Source organism: Micromonospora sp. KC606 (assembly GCF_004348675.1).
Taxonomy (GTDB): Bacteria; Actinomycetota; Actinomycetes; order Mycobacteriales; family Micromonosporaceae; genus Micromonospora.
Genome location: NZ_SMKN01000120.1, coordinates 1 through 17,948, shown reverse-complemented (window position 1 = coordinate 17,948; position 17,948 = coordinate 1). Strand labels below are relative to the sequence as shown.

18 protein-coding genes are annotated in these 17,948 nt (G+C 71.4%); 13 read left to right on the top strand and 5 right to left on the bottom strand.

The genetic code is table 11. The annotated features are described in order from the left end of the window. A partial coding sequence (purB, locus tag E1193_RS20760) for an adenylosuccinate lyase (RefSeq protein ID WP_132184857.1) occupies positions 1-1,406 on the bottom strand: 1,406 nt, incomplete at its 3' end. Positions 1,407-1,495: 89 nt separating this feature from the next. Here purB and E1193_RS20755 point away from each other — a divergent pair. The 4 genes from E1193_RS20755 to E1193_RS20740 all read left to right on the top strand — a co-directional run bounded on the left by E1193_RS20755 (position 1,496) and on the right by E1193_RS20740 (position 2,803). After that, positions 1,496-1,705, top strand: a complete 210-nt coding sequence (locus E1193_RS20755; protein WP_132184856.1) for a type II toxin-antitoxin system VapB family antitoxin — start codon at positions 1,496-1,498, stop codon at positions 1,703-1,705. Beyond that, positions 1,702-2,127: a PIN domain nuclease gene (locus E1193_RS20750; protein ID WP_132184855.1), complete on the top strand. Its 426-nt coding sequence runs from the start codon at positions 1,702-1,704 to the stop codon at positions 2,125-2,127. The genes E1193_RS20755 and E1193_RS20750 overlap by 4 nt, the downstream gene beginning before the upstream one ends. An 80-nt stretch (positions 2,128-2,207) precedes the next feature. Further along, the gene (locus E1193_RS20745; protein ID WP_132184854.1) at positions 2,208-2,462 is read left to right on the top strand and encodes a hypothetical protein; all 255 of its coding nucleotides are present in this window, start codon (positions 2,208-2,210) and stop codon (positions 2,460-2,462) included. Further along, positions 2,459-2,803: a type II toxin-antitoxin system PemK/MazF family toxin gene (locus tag E1193_RS20740; RefSeq protein WP_165945790.1), complete on the top strand. Its 345-nt coding sequence runs from the start codon at positions 2,459-2,461 to the stop codon at positions 2,801-2,803. The genes E1193_RS20745 and E1193_RS20740 overlap by 4 nt, the downstream gene beginning before the upstream one ends. Before the next feature lie 369 nt (positions 2,804-3,172). Here the strand turns inward: E1193_RS20740 and E1193_RS20735 are convergent, their stop codons facing one another. Continuing rightward, complete coding sequence (locus tag E1193_RS20735) at positions 3,173-4,465, bottom strand: acetyl-CoA C-acetyltransferase (RefSeq protein WP_132184852.1); 1,293 nt, start codon at positions 4,463-4,465, stop codon at positions 3,173-3,175. A gap of 56 nt (positions 4,466-4,521) precedes the next feature. On the opposite strand from E1193_RS20735, the gene E1193_RS20730 reads away from it, so the two are divergent. The 3 genes from E1193_RS20730 to E1193_RS20720 all read left to right on the top strand — a co-directional run bounded on the left by E1193_RS20730 (position 4,522) and on the right by E1193_RS20720 (position 7,631). Next, entirely contained in the window at positions 4,522-5,877 is a 1,356-nt protein-coding gene (locus tag E1193_RS20730; RefSeq protein ID WP_132184851.1) for a 3-oxoacyl-ACP reductase, read from the top strand. 233 nt (positions 5,878-6,110) lie between these two features. Then, the gene (locus E1193_RS20725; RefSeq protein ID WP_243707812.1) at positions 6,111-6,938 is read left to right on the top strand and encodes a MaoC/PaaZ C-terminal domain-containing protein; all 828 of its coding nucleotides are present in this window, start codon (positions 6,111-6,113) and stop codon (positions 6,936-6,938) included. Between the two features lie 84 nt (positions 6,939-7,022). Beyond that, positions 7,023-7,631 (top strand): DedA family protein, encoded by a 609-nt coding sequence (locus E1193_RS20720; RefSeq protein WP_132184849.1) that lies wholly within the window; start codon positions 7,023-7,025, stop codon positions 7,629-7,631. A gap of 19 nt (positions 7,632-7,650) precedes the next feature. On the opposite strand, the gene E1193_RS20715 is transcribed toward E1193_RS20720, so the two are convergent. Continuing rightward, positions 7,651-8,289, bottom strand: coding sequence for a TetR/AcrR family transcriptional regulator (locus tag E1193_RS20715; RefSeq protein ID WP_207922782.1), 639 nt, complete (start codon positions 8,287-8,289; stop codon positions 7,651-7,653). Positions 8,290-8,361: 72 nt separating this feature from the next. Between E1193_RS20715 and E1193_RS20710 the strand changes: the two genes are divergently transcribed. From E1193_RS20710 to E1193_RS20685, 6 genes are all read left to right on the top strand, one after another. Continuing rightward, positions 8,362-8,814 carry an SCP2 sterol-binding domain-containing protein gene (locus E1193_RS20710; RefSeq protein ID WP_132184847.1) on the top strand — a complete coding sequence of 151 codons (453 nt, stop codon included), beginning with the start codon at positions 8,362-8,364 and terminating at the stop codon, positions 8,812-8,814. Between the two features lies 1 nt (position 8,815). Continuing rightward, a complete protein-coding gene (locus E1193_RS20705) occupies positions 8,816-10,030 on the top strand; it encodes an acyl-CoA dehydrogenase family protein (protein WP_132184846.1) in 1,215 nt (404 codons plus the stop codon). Between the two features lie 154 nt (positions 10,031-10,184). Further along, positions 10,185-11,744 (top strand): AMP-binding protein, encoded by a 1,560-nt coding sequence (locus E1193_RS20700; RefSeq protein ID WP_132184845.1) that lies wholly within the window; start codon positions 10,185-10,187, stop codon positions 11,742-11,744. Positions 11,745-12,205: 461 nt separating this feature from the next. Continuing rightward, positions 12,206-12,949: an isopentenyl transferase family protein gene (locus E1193_RS20695; RefSeq protein ID WP_207922781.1), complete on the top strand. Its 744-nt coding sequence runs from the start codon at positions 12,206-12,208 to the stop codon at positions 12,947-12,949. A 12-nt stretch (positions 12,950-12,961) separates the two neighbouring features. Further along, on the top strand, positions 12,962-13,573 hold the full coding sequence (locus tag E1193_RS20690) for a TIGR00730 family Rossman fold protein (protein ID WP_132184844.1): 612 nt from the start codon (positions 12,962-12,964) through the stop codon (positions 13,571-13,573). Between the two features lies 1 nt (position 13,574). Further along, positions 13,575-14,606, top strand: a complete 1,032-nt coding sequence (locus tag E1193_RS20685; RefSeq protein WP_165945789.1) for a ketoacyl-ACP synthase III family protein — start codon at positions 13,575-13,577, stop codon at positions 14,604-14,606. Between the two features lie 280 nt (positions 14,607-14,886). On the opposite strand, the gene purD is transcribed toward E1193_RS20685, so the two are convergent. Together purD and E1193_RS34010 are read right to left on the bottom strand one after the other, a co-directional pair. Further along, positions 14,887-16,134: a phosphoribosylamine--glycine ligase gene (purD, locus tag E1193_RS20680; protein ID WP_132184842.1), complete on the bottom strand. Its 1,248-nt coding sequence runs from the start codon at positions 16,132-16,134 to the stop codon at positions 14,887-14,889. Between the two features lie 109 nt (positions 16,135-16,243). Continuing rightward, positions 16,244-17,422: a VOC family protein gene (locus E1193_RS34010; RefSeq protein WP_347877039.1), complete on the bottom strand. Its 1,179-nt coding sequence runs from the start codon at positions 17,420-17,422 to the stop codon at positions 16,244-16,246. Positions 17,423-17,948: the final 526 nt, after the last annotated feature.

The window sequence follows — 17,948 nt, the reverse complement described above, 5'->3', positions numbered from 1 at the left end:
GAGTAGACGGCGGCCTCGGGGTGGGCTGTCACCACCGTGGCGATGCGCCTGGTCACGGCGTCGACCTGGGCCTGGGCGGCGCCGGTGAAGGTGCCGGGGTCGGCGACCAGGGTGTCGATCTCCGCCCGGGACAGGCCCAGGCGGGCATCGGCGGCCAGCCGGTCGAACAGGTCGTTGTCGGCGACGCCCTTCTCGCGCATGGCCAGGGCCACCGCGACCGCGTGCTCCTTGATCACCTCGTGGGCGACCTCGCGGCCGACGCCACGCCTGACCGCAGCCACCAGGATCTTGGTGGTGGCCAGGAACGGCAGGAAACGCTCCAACTCACGGCTGATCACCGCCGGGTACGCCCCGAACTCGTCGAGCACGGTGAGGAAGGTCTGGAATAGCCCGTCGGCGGCGAAGAACGCGTCCGGCAGGGCCACCCGCCGGACCACCGAGCAGGACACGTCCCCCTCGTTCCACTGGTCGCCGGCCAGCTCACCGACCATCGACAGGTAACCCCGGATGATCACGGCGAAGCCGTTCACCCGCTCCGACGACCGGGTGTTCATCTTGTGCGGCATCGCGCTGGAGCCCACCTGGCCCGGCTTGAAGCCCTCGGTGGCCAACTCCTGGCCGACCATCAGCCGGATCGTGGTGGCCAGCGACGACGGCGCGGCGGCAATCTGGGAGAGCGCCGCAAGCACCGCCACGTCGATCGAGCGGGGGTAGACCTGCCCGACGCTGTCCAGCACCCGGCTGAACCCGAGGTGCCCGGCCACCCGGCGCTCCAGCTCGGCCACCTTCTCCGCGTCGCCGTCGAAGAGGTCGAGCTGGTCGGCGGCGGTGCCGACCGGACCCTTGATCCCACGCAGCGGGTACCAGTTGATCAGGTCTTCCAGCCGCTCGTACGCGATCAGCAGCTCCTCGGCCGCCGACGCGAACCGCTTGCCCAGCGTGGTGGCCTGCGCGGCGACGTTGTGCGACCGGCCGGTCATCACCATCCCGGAGTGCTCGTGGGCGAGCCAGGCCAGCCGGGCCAGCGCGGCGACCACCCGGTCCCGGATCAGCTCCAGCGAGCGGCGCACCTGGAGCTGCTCGACGTTCTCGGTCAGGTCGCGCGAGGTCATCCCCTTGTGCACGTGCTCGTGCCCGGCGAGCGCGCTGAACTCCTCGATCCGGGCCTTCACGTCGTGCCGGGTCACCCGCTCACGCGCCGCGATCGAGGCCAGGTCGACGTCGTCGAGCACCCGCTCGTACGCCTCGACCACCCCGTCCGGCACGGCCACGCCGAGGTCGCGCTGGGCCTTGAGCACGGCGAGCCAGAGCCGCCGTTCCATCCGGACCTTCTCCTGCGGGGACCAGAGGGCGACCAGCTCGGGCGAGGCGTACCGGTTGGCGAGCACGTTCGGGATCGTCGTCACGTACCGCATTCTCCGGCACCTCCTGAACCCGCCCTCGACCGGGCCGAAATGGATATACTCTTGGCGCTTACCGTATATAGGGGGGACACGTGACCAAGATTTTGGTTGACGTCGATGACGAGGCGCTCGCCGACGCGGCCGAGGTGTTCGGCACCAGGACCAAGAAGGAGACGGTCAACGTGGCACTCCGCGAGGGCGCGGCCCGGTTGCGTCGGGCGAGAGCCCTCGCCGAGCTCGGGACGCGCGGCGAGGCCGGCGACTTCGACGAGCTGCTCGACAAGGACACGTACCGCTCGTGAGACTCGCGGACTACCTGGTCGACACGAGTGCGCTGGTGCGGCTGCTCCGCGACCCAACCCTGCGGTCTCGCTGGGAACCCCTCGTCACCGCCGGCCTGCTGGCGGTCTGCCCCCTGGTGGAACTGGAGTTCCTCTACTCGGCCCGGTCGGCAGCCGACCGGACCCGACTCTCGGAGCTGATCCGTACCGCCTTCGGCTGGGTTCCCATGCCGGACCGGATCTACGAACGGGCCGCCGAGATCCAGGAGGAGCTGACCGCCCGTGGAACCCATCGCTCGGCCGGCGCCGTCGACCTTCTCGTCGCCGCCACCGCCGAGTACCAGAGCCTCTCCGTCCTGCACTACGACCGGGACTTCGAGCAGATCGCGTCGGTGACGGGGCAACCGATGCGCTGGCTGGCTCCAGCGGGCACAGTCAAGTAGTTCCTGCAAGTAGTTCCTGGAACAGACCACGCATCGGCCGACGCGGCCACGGGAGTTTACACGCTCGTATACTTGTCGGTATGACGACGATGATGCGGGTGAGCCCGGAGACCCGCGAACAGGTGCTCCGGGTCGCCGCCGAGGACTTCGGCGGGGTGAGCGCCGACGAGGCCGTCAAACGCCTGCTGGAGGAACACTGGCGGGCCAAGGCGGTCGCCGCGATGGACCACTACCGGGCGATAGACCCGGAGGGCTGGGCCGAATACCTCGTCGAGTCGGAGGACTGGCACGGCGCCGACGCCCCCGTCGGCGACCCGTGGGACGAGCGGGCGTGAGCCGGGTCGAGCCGTGGGAGGTCTGGTGGCTCGACTTCGACCCGACCGAGGGCCGCGAGCAGGCCGGGCAGCGCCCCGCCCTGGTTGTGTCGTCCCGCTTCCACCTCGACCTGACCGCTGGCGCGCTGGTCAGCGTGCTGCCGTTGACCACCCGGGAACGGCCGGGCTGGCTGCATCGGGTGGCGATCGACGTGCCCGGCCGGCGTACCGGCTGGGTGATCACCGAGCAGATACGGACGGTCTCCGCCAGCCGGCTGACCGGGCGCGGGCCGGTGTACCGGCTCCGACCCGAGCAGGTGGCGGAGGTACGACAGGTCCTCCGCCAGATGATCGACGTGTGAGCTTGGTCGCGTGCCCTGGTCCGCTAATCGAAGGTCAGGGGGCCACCCGTCCGGGCAACGCCGGCGGCGCCCGCTTCCTCGGCTGGCTTCCACGGTGACCGGCCCGGCACCGATCGCGGCATGTTGGTCTTATCCCGGCCCACGGACACCGCAGTTTGCCGCAACTCGGAACCATGGCAGGCCCGCGCACCAGCCCCGGCGCGCGACCAACCCGGCCCACGTACTCCCGGTGTGACCAGGCCCCCACGCCGTTCGCGGCATGTTGGCCTGTCCGTGCCCACGTACAACGCGACTTGCCGCAACTCGCGAGCAGCCCTTGACCGAGGGCCGAGCCCAATCCCGGATCAGCGTTCCAGGCCCAATCCCGGATCAGCGTTCCAGGATGGCCGTGACGCCCTGCCCGCCCGCCGCGCAGATCGAGATCAGCCCCCGGCCGCCGCCCTTCTCGGCGAGGAGCTTGGCCAGGGTGGCGACGATCCGGCCGCCGGTGGCGGCGAACGGGTGCCCGGCGGCCAGCGACGACCCGTTGACGTTCAGCCGGTCCCGGTCGATCGGGCCGAGTGGAGCGTCCAGGCCGAGCCGGTCCTTGCAGAACTCCGGCGACTCCCAGGCAACCAGGGTGGCCAGCACCTGCGAGGCGAACGCCTCGTGGATCTCGTAGTAGTCGAAGTCCTGCAACGTGAGCCCGGCCCGGTCCAGCAGCCGGGGCACCGCGTACGCGGGAGCCATCAGCAGGCCCTCGTCGCCGTGCACGAAGTCGACGGCGGCCGTCTCCGACCAGGAGAACCAGGCCGCCACCGGCAGGTGGTGTGCCCGCGCCCACTCCTCGCTGGCCAGCAGCACGGTGGACGCGCCGTCGGTGAGCGGCGAGGAGTTGCCTGCGGTCATGGTCGCCCGCTCGGCGTCCGGCCCCCGGTGCCCGAAGGCCGGCCGGAGCGAGCCGAGCTTCTCCAGGGTGGTGTCCGGGCGGAGGTTCTGGTCCCGGGTCAGCCCCAGGTACGGCGTGACCAGATCGTCGAAGAAACCCCGGTCGTACGCGGCGGCGAGCCGCTGGTGCGACCGCAGCGCCAGCTCGTCCTGGGCCTGCCGGTCGATGTTCCAGCGCAGCGCAGTGCGCGCGGCGTGCTCCCCCATCGACAGTCCGGTACGCGGCTCGGCGTTGCGCGGGATCTCCGGCTTGAACGGCTGGTGCGGGCGGAGCTTGGCGGCGATCTTCAGGCGTTCGCCGAGGGTACGGGCGGAGTTCAGCCTGAGCAGCGTGCGGCGCATCTCCTCGTTGACCGCCAGCGGGGCGTCGGAGGTGGTGTCGACGCCACCGGCGATGCCCACCTCGATCTGCCCGAGGGCGATCTTGTTGGCGACCAGGATGGCCGCTTCCAGGCCGGTGCCGCAGGCCTGCTGGATGTCGTACGCGGGGGTGCGCGGATCGAGTTTCGAGCCGAGCACCACCTCGCGGGTGAGGTTGAAGTCCTTCGAGTGCTTGAGAACCGCACCGGCGACCACCTCGCCGACCCGTTGCCCGGCCAGGCCGAAGCGGGCGACCAGCCCGTCCAGCGCCGCGCCGAGCATGTCGGCGTTGGACGCGTTCGCGTACCGCGAGTTGGACCGGGCGAAGGGAATGCGGTTGCCGCCGATGACCGCGACCCGCCGGATGCTCTGCACGATCCCGCCTCCGTTTCAGGACTTGCCCACAACCTACTGGCCAGTAGGCTACGCCTATGACCGACAGGTACGCGAGCATCGTCCAATCGGGGGCCGGCCGCACGCTGGTCAAGCGCCTCGGGCTGCCCGACCCGCCGCGACTGCGCCGGCACACCCCCGGCGACCCGCTGCTGACCGGCCCCGCCCTGCTCGGCGCGGCTGCCGGCGGCCGGCTCGCCGAGCCGGTCGGCACCATTCTGACCACCGCCGGGGTCGAACTGCGCGACCCCGCCACCATCGACGCCCAGGCACGCTTCGGGGCCCTGGTGTACGACGCCACCGGCGTCGCGGACTCCACCGAGCTCCGTCAGCTCTACGACTTCCTCCACCCACACGCCCGCTCGGTGCTGCCCTGCGGCCGGGTGATCGTCCTCGGCAACCCGCCGCAGGAGTGCGGCTCACCCCGGGAGGCGACCGCCCAGCGCGCCCTGGAGGGGCTGACCCGCAGCATCGGCAAGGAGTTCGGCCGTGGCGTCACCGCCCAACTCGTCCACGTCACCCCCACCGGCGACGCGGGCACCCCGACCAGCCTGGAGGCGACCCTACGGTTCCTGCTGTCCGGGCGGTCGGCGTACGTCTCTGGGCAGGTGATCCGCGTCGGCGCCGGGCCCGCGCAGGCCCCGGCCGACTGGGACCGGCCCCTGGACGGACAGGTCGTCCTCGTCACCGGGGCGGCGCGGGGCATCGGCGCGGCCCTGGCCCGGGTGTTGGCCCGCGACGGCGCGCAGGTGGTCGCCCTGGACGTCCCGGCGGCCGGCGACGAACTGGCCGCCGTCGTCAACGAGATCGGCGGCAGCGCCGTGCAGCTCGACCTGACCGCCCCGGACGCGCCGACCCGGCTCGCCGATCACCTGGCCGCCCGGCGCGGCCGGGTCGACGCGGTGGTGCACAACGCCGGCATCACCCGGGACAGGACCCTCGGCCGGATGGACGCCGACCGCTGGGACTCGGTGATCGACGTCAACCTCTCCAGCCAGGAACGGATCAACGACGTGCTGCTGGAACGCGACCTGATCCCGCCCGGCGGGCGGATCGTCTCGGTCTCCTCGATCGCCGGCATCGCCGGCAACCGGGGCCAGACCAACTACGCCACCAGCAAGGCCGGCGTGATCGGCCTGGTCGACTCGCTCGCCCCGGCGCTGCGCGGGCGGGGTATCAGCGTCAACGCGGTCGCCCCCGGGTTCATCGAGACCCGGATGACCGCCCGCATCCCGCTGCTGGTCCGTGAGGCGGGCCGCCGGATGAACAGCATGTCGCAGGGCGGCCTGCCCGTCGACGTGGCCGAGACGATCGGCTGGCTGGCCTGGCCGGCGTCCGGGGCGGTCAGCGGCAACGTGGTCCGGGTCTGCGGCCAGAGCCTGCTGGGGGCGTGATGGCGGGGCGAAAGGACCGGCCGGAGGACGGCCCGGCCGAGGACCTGTCGGTCCACGAGCTGATCGAGGGCCCGACCGAGGTCATCTCGGTTGCCGACCTGGCCGCCGCCCGGGCCGCCGGGCCCGGTCCGGATGTGGCCGTGGAGCAGACGCACGACCTGTCGGCGTACGCCACCGAGGAACTGTCCGGGCTGACCCGACCGGCCGGGCGAAATCGGGTCGAGCTGCCCCGGATGCCGGCGCGGGGCGCGCTGTACCGGCGGGCCCTGCTCGGCGCGCTGCCCGGCGTCGGCCCGTCCCGCCGGCCGGACGTCACACCGGCCGTCGAGTACGCCGTCGGCGGGATCACCGTCGACCGGGCGCACCTCGCCGAGTACGACCGGGTCTGTGGGTTCCGGCTGTCCGACACGCTGCCGGCGACGTACCCGCACGTCCTGGGCTTTCCGCTGGCGCTGCGGCTGATGGCCGCGCCCGAGTTCCCGATCCCGCTCACCGGGGTGGTGCACGTGGGCAACCGGATCACCGTGCACCGCCCGGTCGGGGCCGGCGAGACGCTGGACTTCGTCGCGTACGCGGAGAACCTGCGTCCACACGAGCGGGGGCGGCAGGTCGACGTGGTGCTCACCGGGTCGGTCGACGGCGAGGAGGTCTGGCACGGCGTCTCCACCTACCTCGGCCGGGCGCGCGGGCCGGGCGGGGAGGGCCGGCGCGACCGGGTCGAGCGGCCGGTGCCGCCCGCCGCCACCGCCCACTGGCGGGTCAGTCCCCGGGTCGGTCGGGACTACGCCCGGGTCTCCGGCGACCACAACCCGATCCACACGTCGAGGCTGGGGGCGCGGCTGTTCGGCTTCCCCCGGCCGATCGCACACGGCATGTGGAGCAAGGCGCGCTGCCTGGCGGCGCTGGAGAGCCGACTGCCGGAGGCGTACACGGTCGAGGTGGCCTTCAAGCTGCCCGTTCCGCTGCCTGCCACGGTCGCCTTCAGCGCCACCCCGGCCTGGGACTTCGCCCTGCACGACGCGCGGACCGGCCGCCCGCACCTGGCTGGCAGGGTCCGCTGACCCCGGCCGGCCTTACCGGCTCGGGGCGGTCGTGATCCGCCGACCCGGCCCGACGGTGGTGGTCGAGCGCCCAGCATGGTGAGCATGGAGACCGTGCTCGACCTGCTCCGCCACACGGTGACCTCACCGTGGGTGTACCTGGTGATCTTCGTGGTCACCGCGGTCGACGCGTTCTTCCCTGCGGTCCCCGCCGAGACGGTGGTGATCACCGCCGGGGTCTTCGCCGCCAGCGGCGAACCGGACCTGGCCGCGGTGATCGTGGCGGCCACGCTCGGCGCGCTCGTCGGCGACCATGTCTCGTACGCCATCGGCCGGGCCGGTGGCGCCCACCGGCTGGCCCGGCTGCCGGCCGGCAGCCGCCGCCGCGCCAGCTCGGACTGGGCCCGCCGGGCGGTGGACCAGCGCGGCGGTTCGATCCTGACCACCTCTCGGTATGTCCCGGGTGGCCGGACCGCGGTCACCCTGACCATGGGCGCGCTCCGCTACCCGCCGTCGCGGTTCCTGCTCTTCGACGCCATCGCCTCGCTCAGCTGGGGCGCCTACTGCGCGTTGCTCGGCTATTTCGGCGGGCTGGCCTTCGAACGCGACCCGGTCCGGGGTCTGCTCGTCGGCCTGGGCCTCTCCCTGGCCGTCACCGGCCTGCTCGAACTCGTCCGCTGGCTGTCGCACCGCCGCTCCGCCACCCACCGCTGAACCCGCCCGGGTTCCGCGGTCAGTCCGTCGGTGGTCGCCAGGTGGCGCCGTGCAGCAGCTGACCGGCGCCGAGCCAGGCGGCGTTCATCATCCGGGTGGCGGTCTTCTCCGGGTCGGCGTCCGGGTGGTCGGCGAGCCAGTCGCCCAGCGACTCCGACGCGCCGACCAGGGCGTACGCGACGACCTCCAGCTCGGTTGCGGCCACCTCGCGCCCCTCGGTGCGCAGCGCGTGGTCCAGCATCCCGGCGACCACCTCGACCAGCCGGGCGCGCATGGCGGCCAGCTCCCCGGCGAACGGCTGGGAGCCCCGGGCCTGCCGGTATAGCACCGCCCAGCCGTCCCGGTGCGCGCCGACGAAACCGAAGAAGGCGCGTAGCCCGCGCCAGAGTCGCTGATCGGCGGGGAGGTCGGGGGCGGCGGCGCCGGCGATGGCCTCCATCATCCGGGCGGTCTCCCGGTGCAGGCAGGCGACGAAGAGTTCTTCCTTCGTGCCGAGGTACGCGTAGACCATCGGTTTCGAGATGCCGGCGTCGTCGGCGATCTCGTCCATGCTGGCGGCGTGGAACCCCCGGCGGGAGAAGACCCTGACGGCCGCGTCGAGCATCTGCTGCTCGCGGATCGCGCGGGGGAGGCGCTTGAAGGTGGGTGTGCTGGACACTCTTGCCAGCATACCTACTCGCGCGTAAGGTTACGCCTGAGTAACCACTCACACCCCGGAAGGTGCAACCGCATGACTGACTTCGACCCGGCCAACTTCGCCAACGTCGGGCCCAAGGAGTTCGCCCAGTTGGTCAAGTCCACCCCGGACAACAAGATCGCCGAGGTGATGTCCGGCGACCTGCGCGGCAAGGTCCTCGGCGAGGTCTTCGGCCGGATGCCGCAGCTGTTCCGCGCCGACCGGGCCGGTTCCACCAACGCCGTCATCCACTGGAACATCACCGGCCGGCCCGACGGTGGCACCGACACCTACGAGGTGGCCATCGCCGACGGCACCTGCACCGTCAACGAGACCCCCCAGCACGAGCCGAAGCTCAGCCTGACCATGGGTCCGGTCGAGTTCCTCAAGATCGTCTCCGGCGGCGCCAACCCCGTCATGATGTTCATGACCGGCAAGCTGAAGGCCAAGGGCGACCTGGGCCTGGCCGCCAACATCGCCAACCTGTTCGACATCCCCAAGGCCTGACGTGGCCGAGTTCTCGCTAGACCTGACCGAGGAACAGCGGGATCTACGCGACTGGGTGCACGGCTTCGCCGCCGAGGTCGTGCGCCCGGCCGCAGCCGAGTGGGACGCCCGGGAGGAGACTCCCTGGCCGATCATCCAGGAGGCGGCGAAAGTCGGCCTTTACGGATTCGAGTTCCTCGCCACCTGCTGGGCCGACCCCACCGGCCTGTCCCTGCCGATCGCCAGCGAGGAGCTCTTCTGGGGTGACGCCGGCATCGGGCTGAGCATCTTCGGCACCTCCCTCGCGGTCGCCGCCATCTACGGCGCGGGCACCCCCGACCAGCTCGTCGAATGGGTGCCGCAGTGCTTCGGCGACGTCGGCTCCCCGACCGTCGCCGCGTTCTGCAGCAGCGAGCCGGAGGCCGGCTCGGACGTCGGCGCCATGCGCACCCGCGCCAGCTACGACGAGGCCACCGACGAGTGGGTGCTGCGCGGGCAGAAGGCGTACGCCACCAACGGCGGGATCGCCGGCGTGCACGTGGTCACCGCCTCCGTCGAGCCCGAGCTGGGCTCGCGTGGGCAGGCCGCGTTCGTCGTACCGCCGGGCACCCCCGGGCTCAGCGCGACCCGCAAGCTGCGCAAGCTCGGCCTGCGCGCGTCGCACACCGCCGACGTCTTCCTCGACGACGTCCGCGTGCCCGGACGCTGTCTGCTCGGCGGCAGGGAGGCCCTGGACGAGCGGTTGGCCCGCGCCCGGTCCGGGCAGCGTGCCTCCGGCCAGGCCGCGATGCGGACCTTCGAAATGACCCGGCCCACCGTCGGCGCCCAGGCGCTCGGCGTCGCCCGAGCCGCCTACGAGTACGCCCTGGACTACGCCAAGGAGCGGGTCCAGTTCGGGCGGCCCATCATCGCCAACCAGGCGGTCGCGTTCGCGCTGGCCGACATGAGGCTGGAGATCGACGCGGCCCGGTTGCTGGTCTGGCGCGCCGCCTGGATGGGACGCAACAACCGCCCCTTCGCGGCGGGCGAGGGCTCGATGTCCAAGCTCAAGGCGGGCGAGGTGGCCGTCTCGGTCACCGAGAAGGCGGTCCAGTTGCTCGGCGGGGCCGGGTTCCTCCGCGACCACCCGGTCGAGCGCTGGTACCGGGACGCCAAGATCTACACCATCTTCGAGGGCACCTCCGAGATCCAACGGCTGGTCATCTCCCGCGCCATCTCCGGCATGCAGATCCACTGACCCCGCACCCGGGTGCCGGCACCACCCCCGGCAACGGCGGCGCCGTCCGCAGCTTGGGAAGGCGTCGCCCGCCGGGGCATGATCGAAAGGTGAAGCCCCGGTGAAGGGCCCCTCGCAGGACCCTTCACCGCACTCGCCGAAGGAGGCCCGCCGCATGGACCTGCCGTTCGTCGTGGCCACGCTGACCAAGCGCGGGCTGCTCACCCCCGGCCGGCCGATCCGGGTCGCCTCGCAGCTCGGTGCGCTCCGCAAGTGGGGTTGGAGCCTCACCGGCGAGCTGCGCCAGGCCGCCGCGCGGGACCCGGGTCGGGTGGCGCTGATCGACGACCGAGGCGAGCTGACCTACCAGGAGCTGCTGGGCCGGGCCGAACGGCTGGCCCGCACCATGCGCAGCGCCCTCGGTGTGCAGGCCGGAGATCGGGTTGGGCTGCTCTGCCGCAACCACCGCGGGCTGGTCGAGGGCATCGTCGCCGCCACCGTGCTCGGCGCGGACGCGGTGCTGGTCAACAGCGGGCTGTCCGCCGCGCAGTTGGCCACCGTCGCCGAGGAACAGCGGCTGCGGGTGCTGCTGCACGACGACGAGTTCGCCGAACGGGTCATCGGCCTACCCGCCGAGGTGCAGCGGGTCGACGAACGCCGGCACGAGGAGCTCGTCGCGGCGGCGCTCCCCGGCGAACTGCGACCACCCGAGCGGGACGGCCGGACCATCGTCCTGACCTCCGGCACCACCGGCGCCCCGAAGGGCGCCCGCCGCCCCACCCCGAACGGCTTCGGCCCGCTGGTGTCCATCATCGACCGGATCCCGCTGCACGCCCGGGACACCGTGCTGATCGCCGCCCCGATCTTCCACACCTGGGGATACGCCGCCCTCCAGGTCGCCTTCGCGCTGCGCGCCACGATCGTGCTGCACCGGCGGTTCGATCCGGCCGCCACGCTGGAGGCGCTCGTGACGCACCAGTGCCAGGTGCTGTTCGCCGTACCCGTGATGGTGCAGCGGTTGCTCGACGTGCCGCCACCGGACCCGCGCCCCCCGCTGAAGGTGGTCGCGGTCAGCGGCTCCGCGCTGCCCGGCGGCCTCGCCTCCCGGTTCATGGACCTCTACGGCGACGTCGTCTACAACCTGTTCGGCTCGACGGAGGTCTCCTGGGCCTCCATCGCCACCCCCGCCGACCTGCGGAAAGCCCCCACCACCGCCGGCCGGCCGCCACACGGCACCCGACTGGCCATCCTCGACGACGACGGCCAGCCGGTGCCCGACGGCCGGGTCGGCCGAATCTTCGTGGGCAACGAGATGCTCTTCGAGGGCTACACCTCCGGCGCGAAGCGGGAGACCCGCGACGGGCTGCTCGACACCGGCGACCTGGGGCGGATCAACGCCGACGGGCTGCTCTTCGTCGATGGTCGGGCCGACGACATGATCGTCTCCGGCGGGGAGAACGTCTTCCCGTCCGAGGTGGAGGACCTGCTCGCCCGCCTGCCCCAGGTACGCGAGGCCACCGTCATCGGCGTCCCCGACCCCGAGTACGGGCAGCGCCTCGCCGCGTTCCTCGCCCTGCACCCCGGCGAGACCCTCGACCCGGAGGCGGTCCGCGAGTACGTCCGGCACTACCTGGCCCGGTTCAGCGTGCCCCGGGACGTGATCTTCGTGAGGTACCTGCCGCGCAACGCCACCGGCAAGGTGCTCACCCGGGAACTGCGCCGCTACTACAGCTGACCGAGGCCCGCCCCCGGTCAGCGAGCCCAACTGCCGTCGCAGGACTGGTTGGCTCCGTGCGCCCGTCGAGGGCGGCCGGTGCCCGGTTGCCCGATCGCCTGTGGTCGACCATGGCGTCCAGTATGCCTGGTTGAGCACGTTCGTAGCCTGTTCCTGCCGATAGTAGGAAACCGGTTCGTAGTTCAAGCATGCTCTGGTTAGTGGCGGCGTCTTGGGGCAGGGTTGCTGCCATGTCCGGCCGAGCGGACGCCGAGTCGGGTTCATGGACGGCCAGTCGTCCATGTCAAAGCGGTCCATCGACGCGATGTCCAATCGAGTGTTTGCGTCAACCGGCTCGGCTACAGCCACTGACCGGACCAGGTGTGGGCGACCCACACGTCGCCGGGTCTATCTGACCGTCACCACGAACGACGGCAGCACAGAGTCTCGTACATTCCGCTGAGCAGCGAAAGGTCTCGACCTTGCCCCAGACGGACGGTATCCCCCAAGCCCACGCCATCATCGGCCCGACCGGGGTCGGCAAGTCGGCGGTCGCGGTGGCGCTCGCACGCGAGTTCACGGCACCGATCGTTGTTGCCGACCGCATCCAGTGCTATCTCGACCTCCCCATCACCAGCGCCCGGGACGACGTCGGTGCGGGCGAAGGCCTCCAGGCCCTGACCCGCTTACACCTGAGCCAGCGGTCCGTCGCGGACGGCGACTACCCACCGGAGCAGGCGATGCGCGATCTGCGTATGCGGCTTGACGAGCTCGCAGAGCAGCATCCATTCATCGTGATCGAGGGGGGTTCGATTTCGCTGCTGAGGCTACTGGCCGGCTGTGGCGAAGAACTCGGGTACCGGCTGACGGCGCACACGGTACACATTGTGGACCGTCGCCAATACCGGAGCCGGCTGCGTGACCGGGCCTATCAGATGCTCCGCGCCGACGCGCCGGCGACCGGCATGCTCGGTGAGCTGGCTGCCGCGTGGCGGCACACCGAACAGCGGGCGTTCGTCGCGTCCATCAACGGGTTCGAGGCCGTATTGGAGTGGTGTGACGACCGCGGTGTCGACCCGCTGACGTTGTCCACCCGCTCGTTCACCCACGCCGAGCTGGACGAGATCGCCGATCTGATTGCCCACTGGCACGTCGAGCACGGTTACGAGCAGGAGCAGGTCTTCTCGCGGCTGTTCACCGACGTGCCGACGGCGGCCGGCAGCTAGACCGAGGAAAGCATGCGGTACATCTGCGTCTTCACGGGCTCATCACACGGTTGCCAGCCAACCTATATGGACATTGCCCGGCGGACGGGAGCCGGGCTGGCCCAGCGCGGCATCACCGTCATCTACGGCGGTGCCCGGATCGGCACCATGGGTGCCGTCGCGGACGGGGCACTCGGCGCGGGCGGCAGGGTGGTGGGTGTGCTCCCGCGTGGGCTGGCCGAGTGGGATGTCGCCCATCACGGCCTGACCGAACTACACCTGGTCGCCGACATGCACGAACGCAAGGCGATGATGGCGGCGAGGGCTGACGCCTTCATCGCCTTACCCGGTGGCTCAGGAACCCTGGAAGAGCTGTTCGAGGTCTGGACGTGGGCGCAACTGGGCCTGCACACCAAACCCATCGGACTGTTGGACGCGGCGGGTTTCTACGCCCCGTTGGCGGCCTTCCTTGAGCACTCGGTGCGTGAGGGTTTCCTCAAACAGCCGTACCGGGAAATGCTGATCATCGAACCGACCCTGGACCGGCTCCTGGAGCGGTTCGCCAACTATCAACCACCCGACTACACCTGGTCGGACGATGCCGTCACGGAGAAGGAAGGAATCGTCAGCCATGCGGTGGAATAACATGTTCATCGCCGCGACCGGATTCTGCCTTCCGGGCATCGAGTCAACCGCCACAGCGGTCGCCGAAGGGCGCTACGACCCGGACGAGTGCCGGCAAAACGGCTTGGAGGCGGTCGGGGTCTCCCATGAACTGTCGGCCGCCGAGATGGGTGTGGAGGCGGCTCGCGTCGCGTTCTCGCGGTCCCCGGTCGACCCGCGAGACCTCGCCGTCGTTCTGCACGCAAGCTTCTACCACCAGGGACACGACCACTGGACACCCGCGTCGTACATCCAGCGTGAGTCGATCGGCGGTCGAGCACCCGCCATCGAGGTGAAGCAGGCGTCCAACGGCAGCCTCGCCGCGCTCGTGCTCGCGATGTCGTTTCTGTCCGTACACGAAGGCGCCACGACCGCCTTGATCACCACGGCGGATCGCTTCTGCCTGCCGGGCTACGACAGGTATCGCAGCGACAAGTGGATCATCGGAGGCGACAACGCGACTGCGGCGGTGATCTCCTGCCGCGAAGGGTTCGCCCGCGTGCTCTCCACCGCCATGGACGCTGACCCGACGCTTGAGGAGCTCTACCGCGACAGCAGCTTCACGGACGTGCCCTTCGCCGGCGGCATGCCCATTCAGCTACGCCCCCGGAAAGAGAGCTACATGGCCCGGGTCGGCTTGAGGCATATCGTGTCCAGCGCGAAGCAGGGACTGCGCAACGTCATGGACGTGGCCCTGCGCGACGCTCGGATCGGCATCGACGACGTCGCCTGCTTCGTCCTGCCGAACATCGGCCACACGCTGCTGCACTGGGAATACCTGGCCGTGCTCGACATTCCCGAATCCCGCACGACGTGGGCATGGGGACGTCGGATCGGGCACGGCGCCGGTGACCAGATCGGCGGCCTCAACCATCTGATGGAGAGCGGAGCACTGCGCGTCGGTGACCGCGTGGTTCTCGCAACCGCAGGCATCGGTTTCAGTTGGAGTTGCGCCGTGGTGGAGATCCTGGAAACACCCCGGTGGGAGGCATCACCGGTGGAGTTGGTTCACTGAACTCGTCATTCAGAGCACGTCTCGGGTGGCGGTGGAGTGGCCTGCCGTGGTAGGCGAGGCAGTGAGTCGTTCGCGGGGCACGGCGAGAACCCTTTCGTCACGCCGCCCGCCCGGTTACGGGGCAGCGTGACGGACATGATCTGCGCTTACGTCTGCTCGAAGGAGAAGCTGCCCAGCAACCCTTGCCAGGCAGCACCACCGGTGCGGCTCAGGCCAGGCAACCCCCGCCACCTCCTCACCTCACCGTTCAAACGGAGGCGGAGGTGGCGGGGGTTGCTCGTCAGTCGGGAAGGGCGATCTGGCCCGCGACCGCCGCGACGGCGATGTCGGAGCGGTGGTGCGCGCCGGCCAGCTCGATGCCGCGTACCAGGGCGTAGGCGGCGTCCCGGGCGGCGGCCAGGTCGGTGCCGGTGGCCGTACCGCAGAGGACCCGGCCCCCGGCGGAGCGCAGGGTGCCGTCGGCGTCCCGGCGGGTGCCGGCGTGGATGACCCCGGCACGGTCCGCGCCGGTGATCACGTCACCGGTACGCGGCTTCGCCGGGTAACCCTCGGCGGCGACCACGACGGTGACGGCCGCGCCGTCGCGCCAACGCAGCGGCGGATGCGCGGCCAGTGTGCCGGTGGCCGCGGCGTGCAGCAGCCCGGCCAGCGGCGTCTCCAGCAGGGCGAGGACGACCTGCGTCTCCGGGTCGCCGAAGCGGGCGTTGAACTCGATCACCCGAGGGCCGACCGCGGTGAGCGCCAGCCCGACATAGAGCAGGCCGGCGAACGGGGTGCCCCGGCGGCGCATCTGCGCCAGCGTCGGATGCACGACGTCGGCCATCACCTCGTCGACCAGATCCGGCGGCGCCCAGGGCAGCGGCGCGTACGCCCCCATGCCGCCGGTGTTCGGGCCGGTGTCGCCGTCGCCGACCCGCTTGAAGTCCTGCGCCGGGAGCAGCGGCAGCGCCGCCTCGCCGTCGGTGACCACGAAGAGCGACACCTCGGGCCCGGCCAGGTACTCCTCGATCACCACCCGGCCGCACTCACGCGCGTGCTCCAGAGCGATCGCGCGGTCGTCGGTGACCACCACACCCTTGCCGGCCGCCAGCCCGTCGTTCTTCACCACGTACGGCGGGCCGAAGTCGTCCAGGGCCTCGGCGGCGCTCTGCGCGTCCACGCAGGTGTACGCCCGCGCGGTGGGCACGCCGGCCGCCGTCATGATCTCCTTGGCGAACGCCTTGGAGCCCTCCAGCCGGGCTGCCTCGGCGGACGGGCCGAACGCGGCGATGCCCTTGGCGCGCACCGCGTCCGCGACTCCCGCGACGAGCGGCGCCTCCGGGCCGATCACCACCAGGTCTGCCCGCAGCTCCACCGCGAGCGCCGCGACCGCGGCCGGATCGCCGGTGTCCACCTCCCGCAGCTCGGCGACCGAGGCGATGCCGGGATTCCCCGGCGCCGCCACCAGCACCTCGACGGACGGGTCGTCAGCGAGCCCGAGCGCGAGCGCATGCTCCCGCCCGCCGCCTCCCACAAGAAGTACGCGCACGACCCCGCATCCTACTGCCCCGATCCTCACCCCGGTTGATCATGAAGTTGACGGCAGCCGGCGAGGGCAACCGCGCCAGCAAGTTCATGATCAACCGAGGCGGCGGCGGTCACTTCACCGACCAGAGCAGACAGAAGGGCTTGCCGGCCGGGTCGGCGTAGACCCGCCAGTTGTCGCCCTCACCGGGCAGCCGCCGCGCACCGATTGCGAGCGCCGCCCGTTCCCCGGCCTCGATGTCGTCGACCGTGACGTCCAGGTGGAACTGCTGCGGGTGAGCCCGGCCCGGCCACTGCGGCGGGGTGTAGGTCTCCACCTGCTGGAACAGGACCGGCCGCGCGCCCTCCTCGCCGATCATCGCCATGCCGTCGCCCTGGAAGGTGATCGGTTTGCCGAGCAGTTCGCTGTAGAACACGGACAGCTTCTCGGCGTCGGGGCAGTCGAGCATGACGCCCATCAGCGTGGTCTTCGGGTCGTCGGCCCTGAGGCACAGGTCGAACGGGTGACCTGCCGGGTCGGCGAGCGTGTGCCAGGTCTCGTTCTCCCGGAGCAGGGTCGCGCCCAGGGCCACGGCCCGCGCGGTGCCCTCGGCGAGGTCGGGCACCCGCAGATCGAAATGCGCCTGTTGCGGGTACGCCGGGTCGGGCCAGCGCGGTGGCACATGGACAGGCGCGTACTGGAGGCCGATGCGCCAGCCGTCATCGGTGGTCATCGTGATCCACTCGTCGTCGGCGTAGATCTGGGTCCAGCCGGCGAGCCCGGCGTAGAAGGCGGCCAGGCCCGCTATGTCGGCAGCGTCCACGACGACGGTCTTGAGTTCTCCGATCATGCCCACACCCTGCCAGGCCCCACCGACATCCCGCGTGGCCTTCCGGGGGCGGCACGTGGGGCGCGGCGCGTACGCACCTCGGACGCGGTTTGGCAGGTCGACGGGACCCAGCAGATAGCCGTCGCCGTCGCGCACCTCCATCTGCAGCACATCCGGCGGCACCCGACCGTCGACGCAGCGCAGCCTCGCCCGCGTTTCGAGCGGGGACTGCGCCCTGCCGTCAGCCTCGGCCACGTGCCCCCGGGCGGCTGCCGCACCCCGCCGCCCCCTGATGAGCCCGGGAGCCAGGGCGGGTTCGTCCGCCGTGACGAGCCCGCGGTTCAGGGCCGAGTCCAGCACCGACACCGCCCGGTAGCGATGCTCCCGGAGAATGAGGTCGACGACTGTGTGCAGCGGTGTCGTCGTCGGTATGCCGTCCGTTGTCAGCAACGGGTGCGCTGGCCGCTCGAACTGATGGACCACGACGGCGGGATCTGTCGGGCGGCCCGGCCTGGCTGGCCTGACGAGGGGGCAGCGCGATGCGCACCTGCTCACTCGGCGGCAGCCCTGCGATGCCGTGCAGCTCGGCCGCGGTGCCCAGAGCCGCGCAAGCGGCAGGCCCGTACGACAGCACGGCGGCGCGGATCCGCCCACGGCGGGGGGACGGCACCTCAGGGTCGACCAGGTAGACCGCCCGGGCGAGCGGTCGCCACCGCCCGAAGGCCACCAGGTTGTCGATCTCGTGTCGGCTGAATCCCGCGCGGAACGCCTGCCCCGGCGTCACCACGCCGTCCTGCGCGGCGGCGATTCGCCGCAGCATCTCTGCCCGCCCCATGACCCACCACGATGGCCCAGGGCAGAGCCCGTCCACACCCCCTGTGGATAACCGGCCCACAGCCTGTGGACAACACAGGCCCGACCGCCCCGATGATCATGAAGTTAGCGGGCGGTGCGACCACCGACACCGCCACCAACCTCATGATCACCGGGGGCGGGGCGGGAGGTGGGG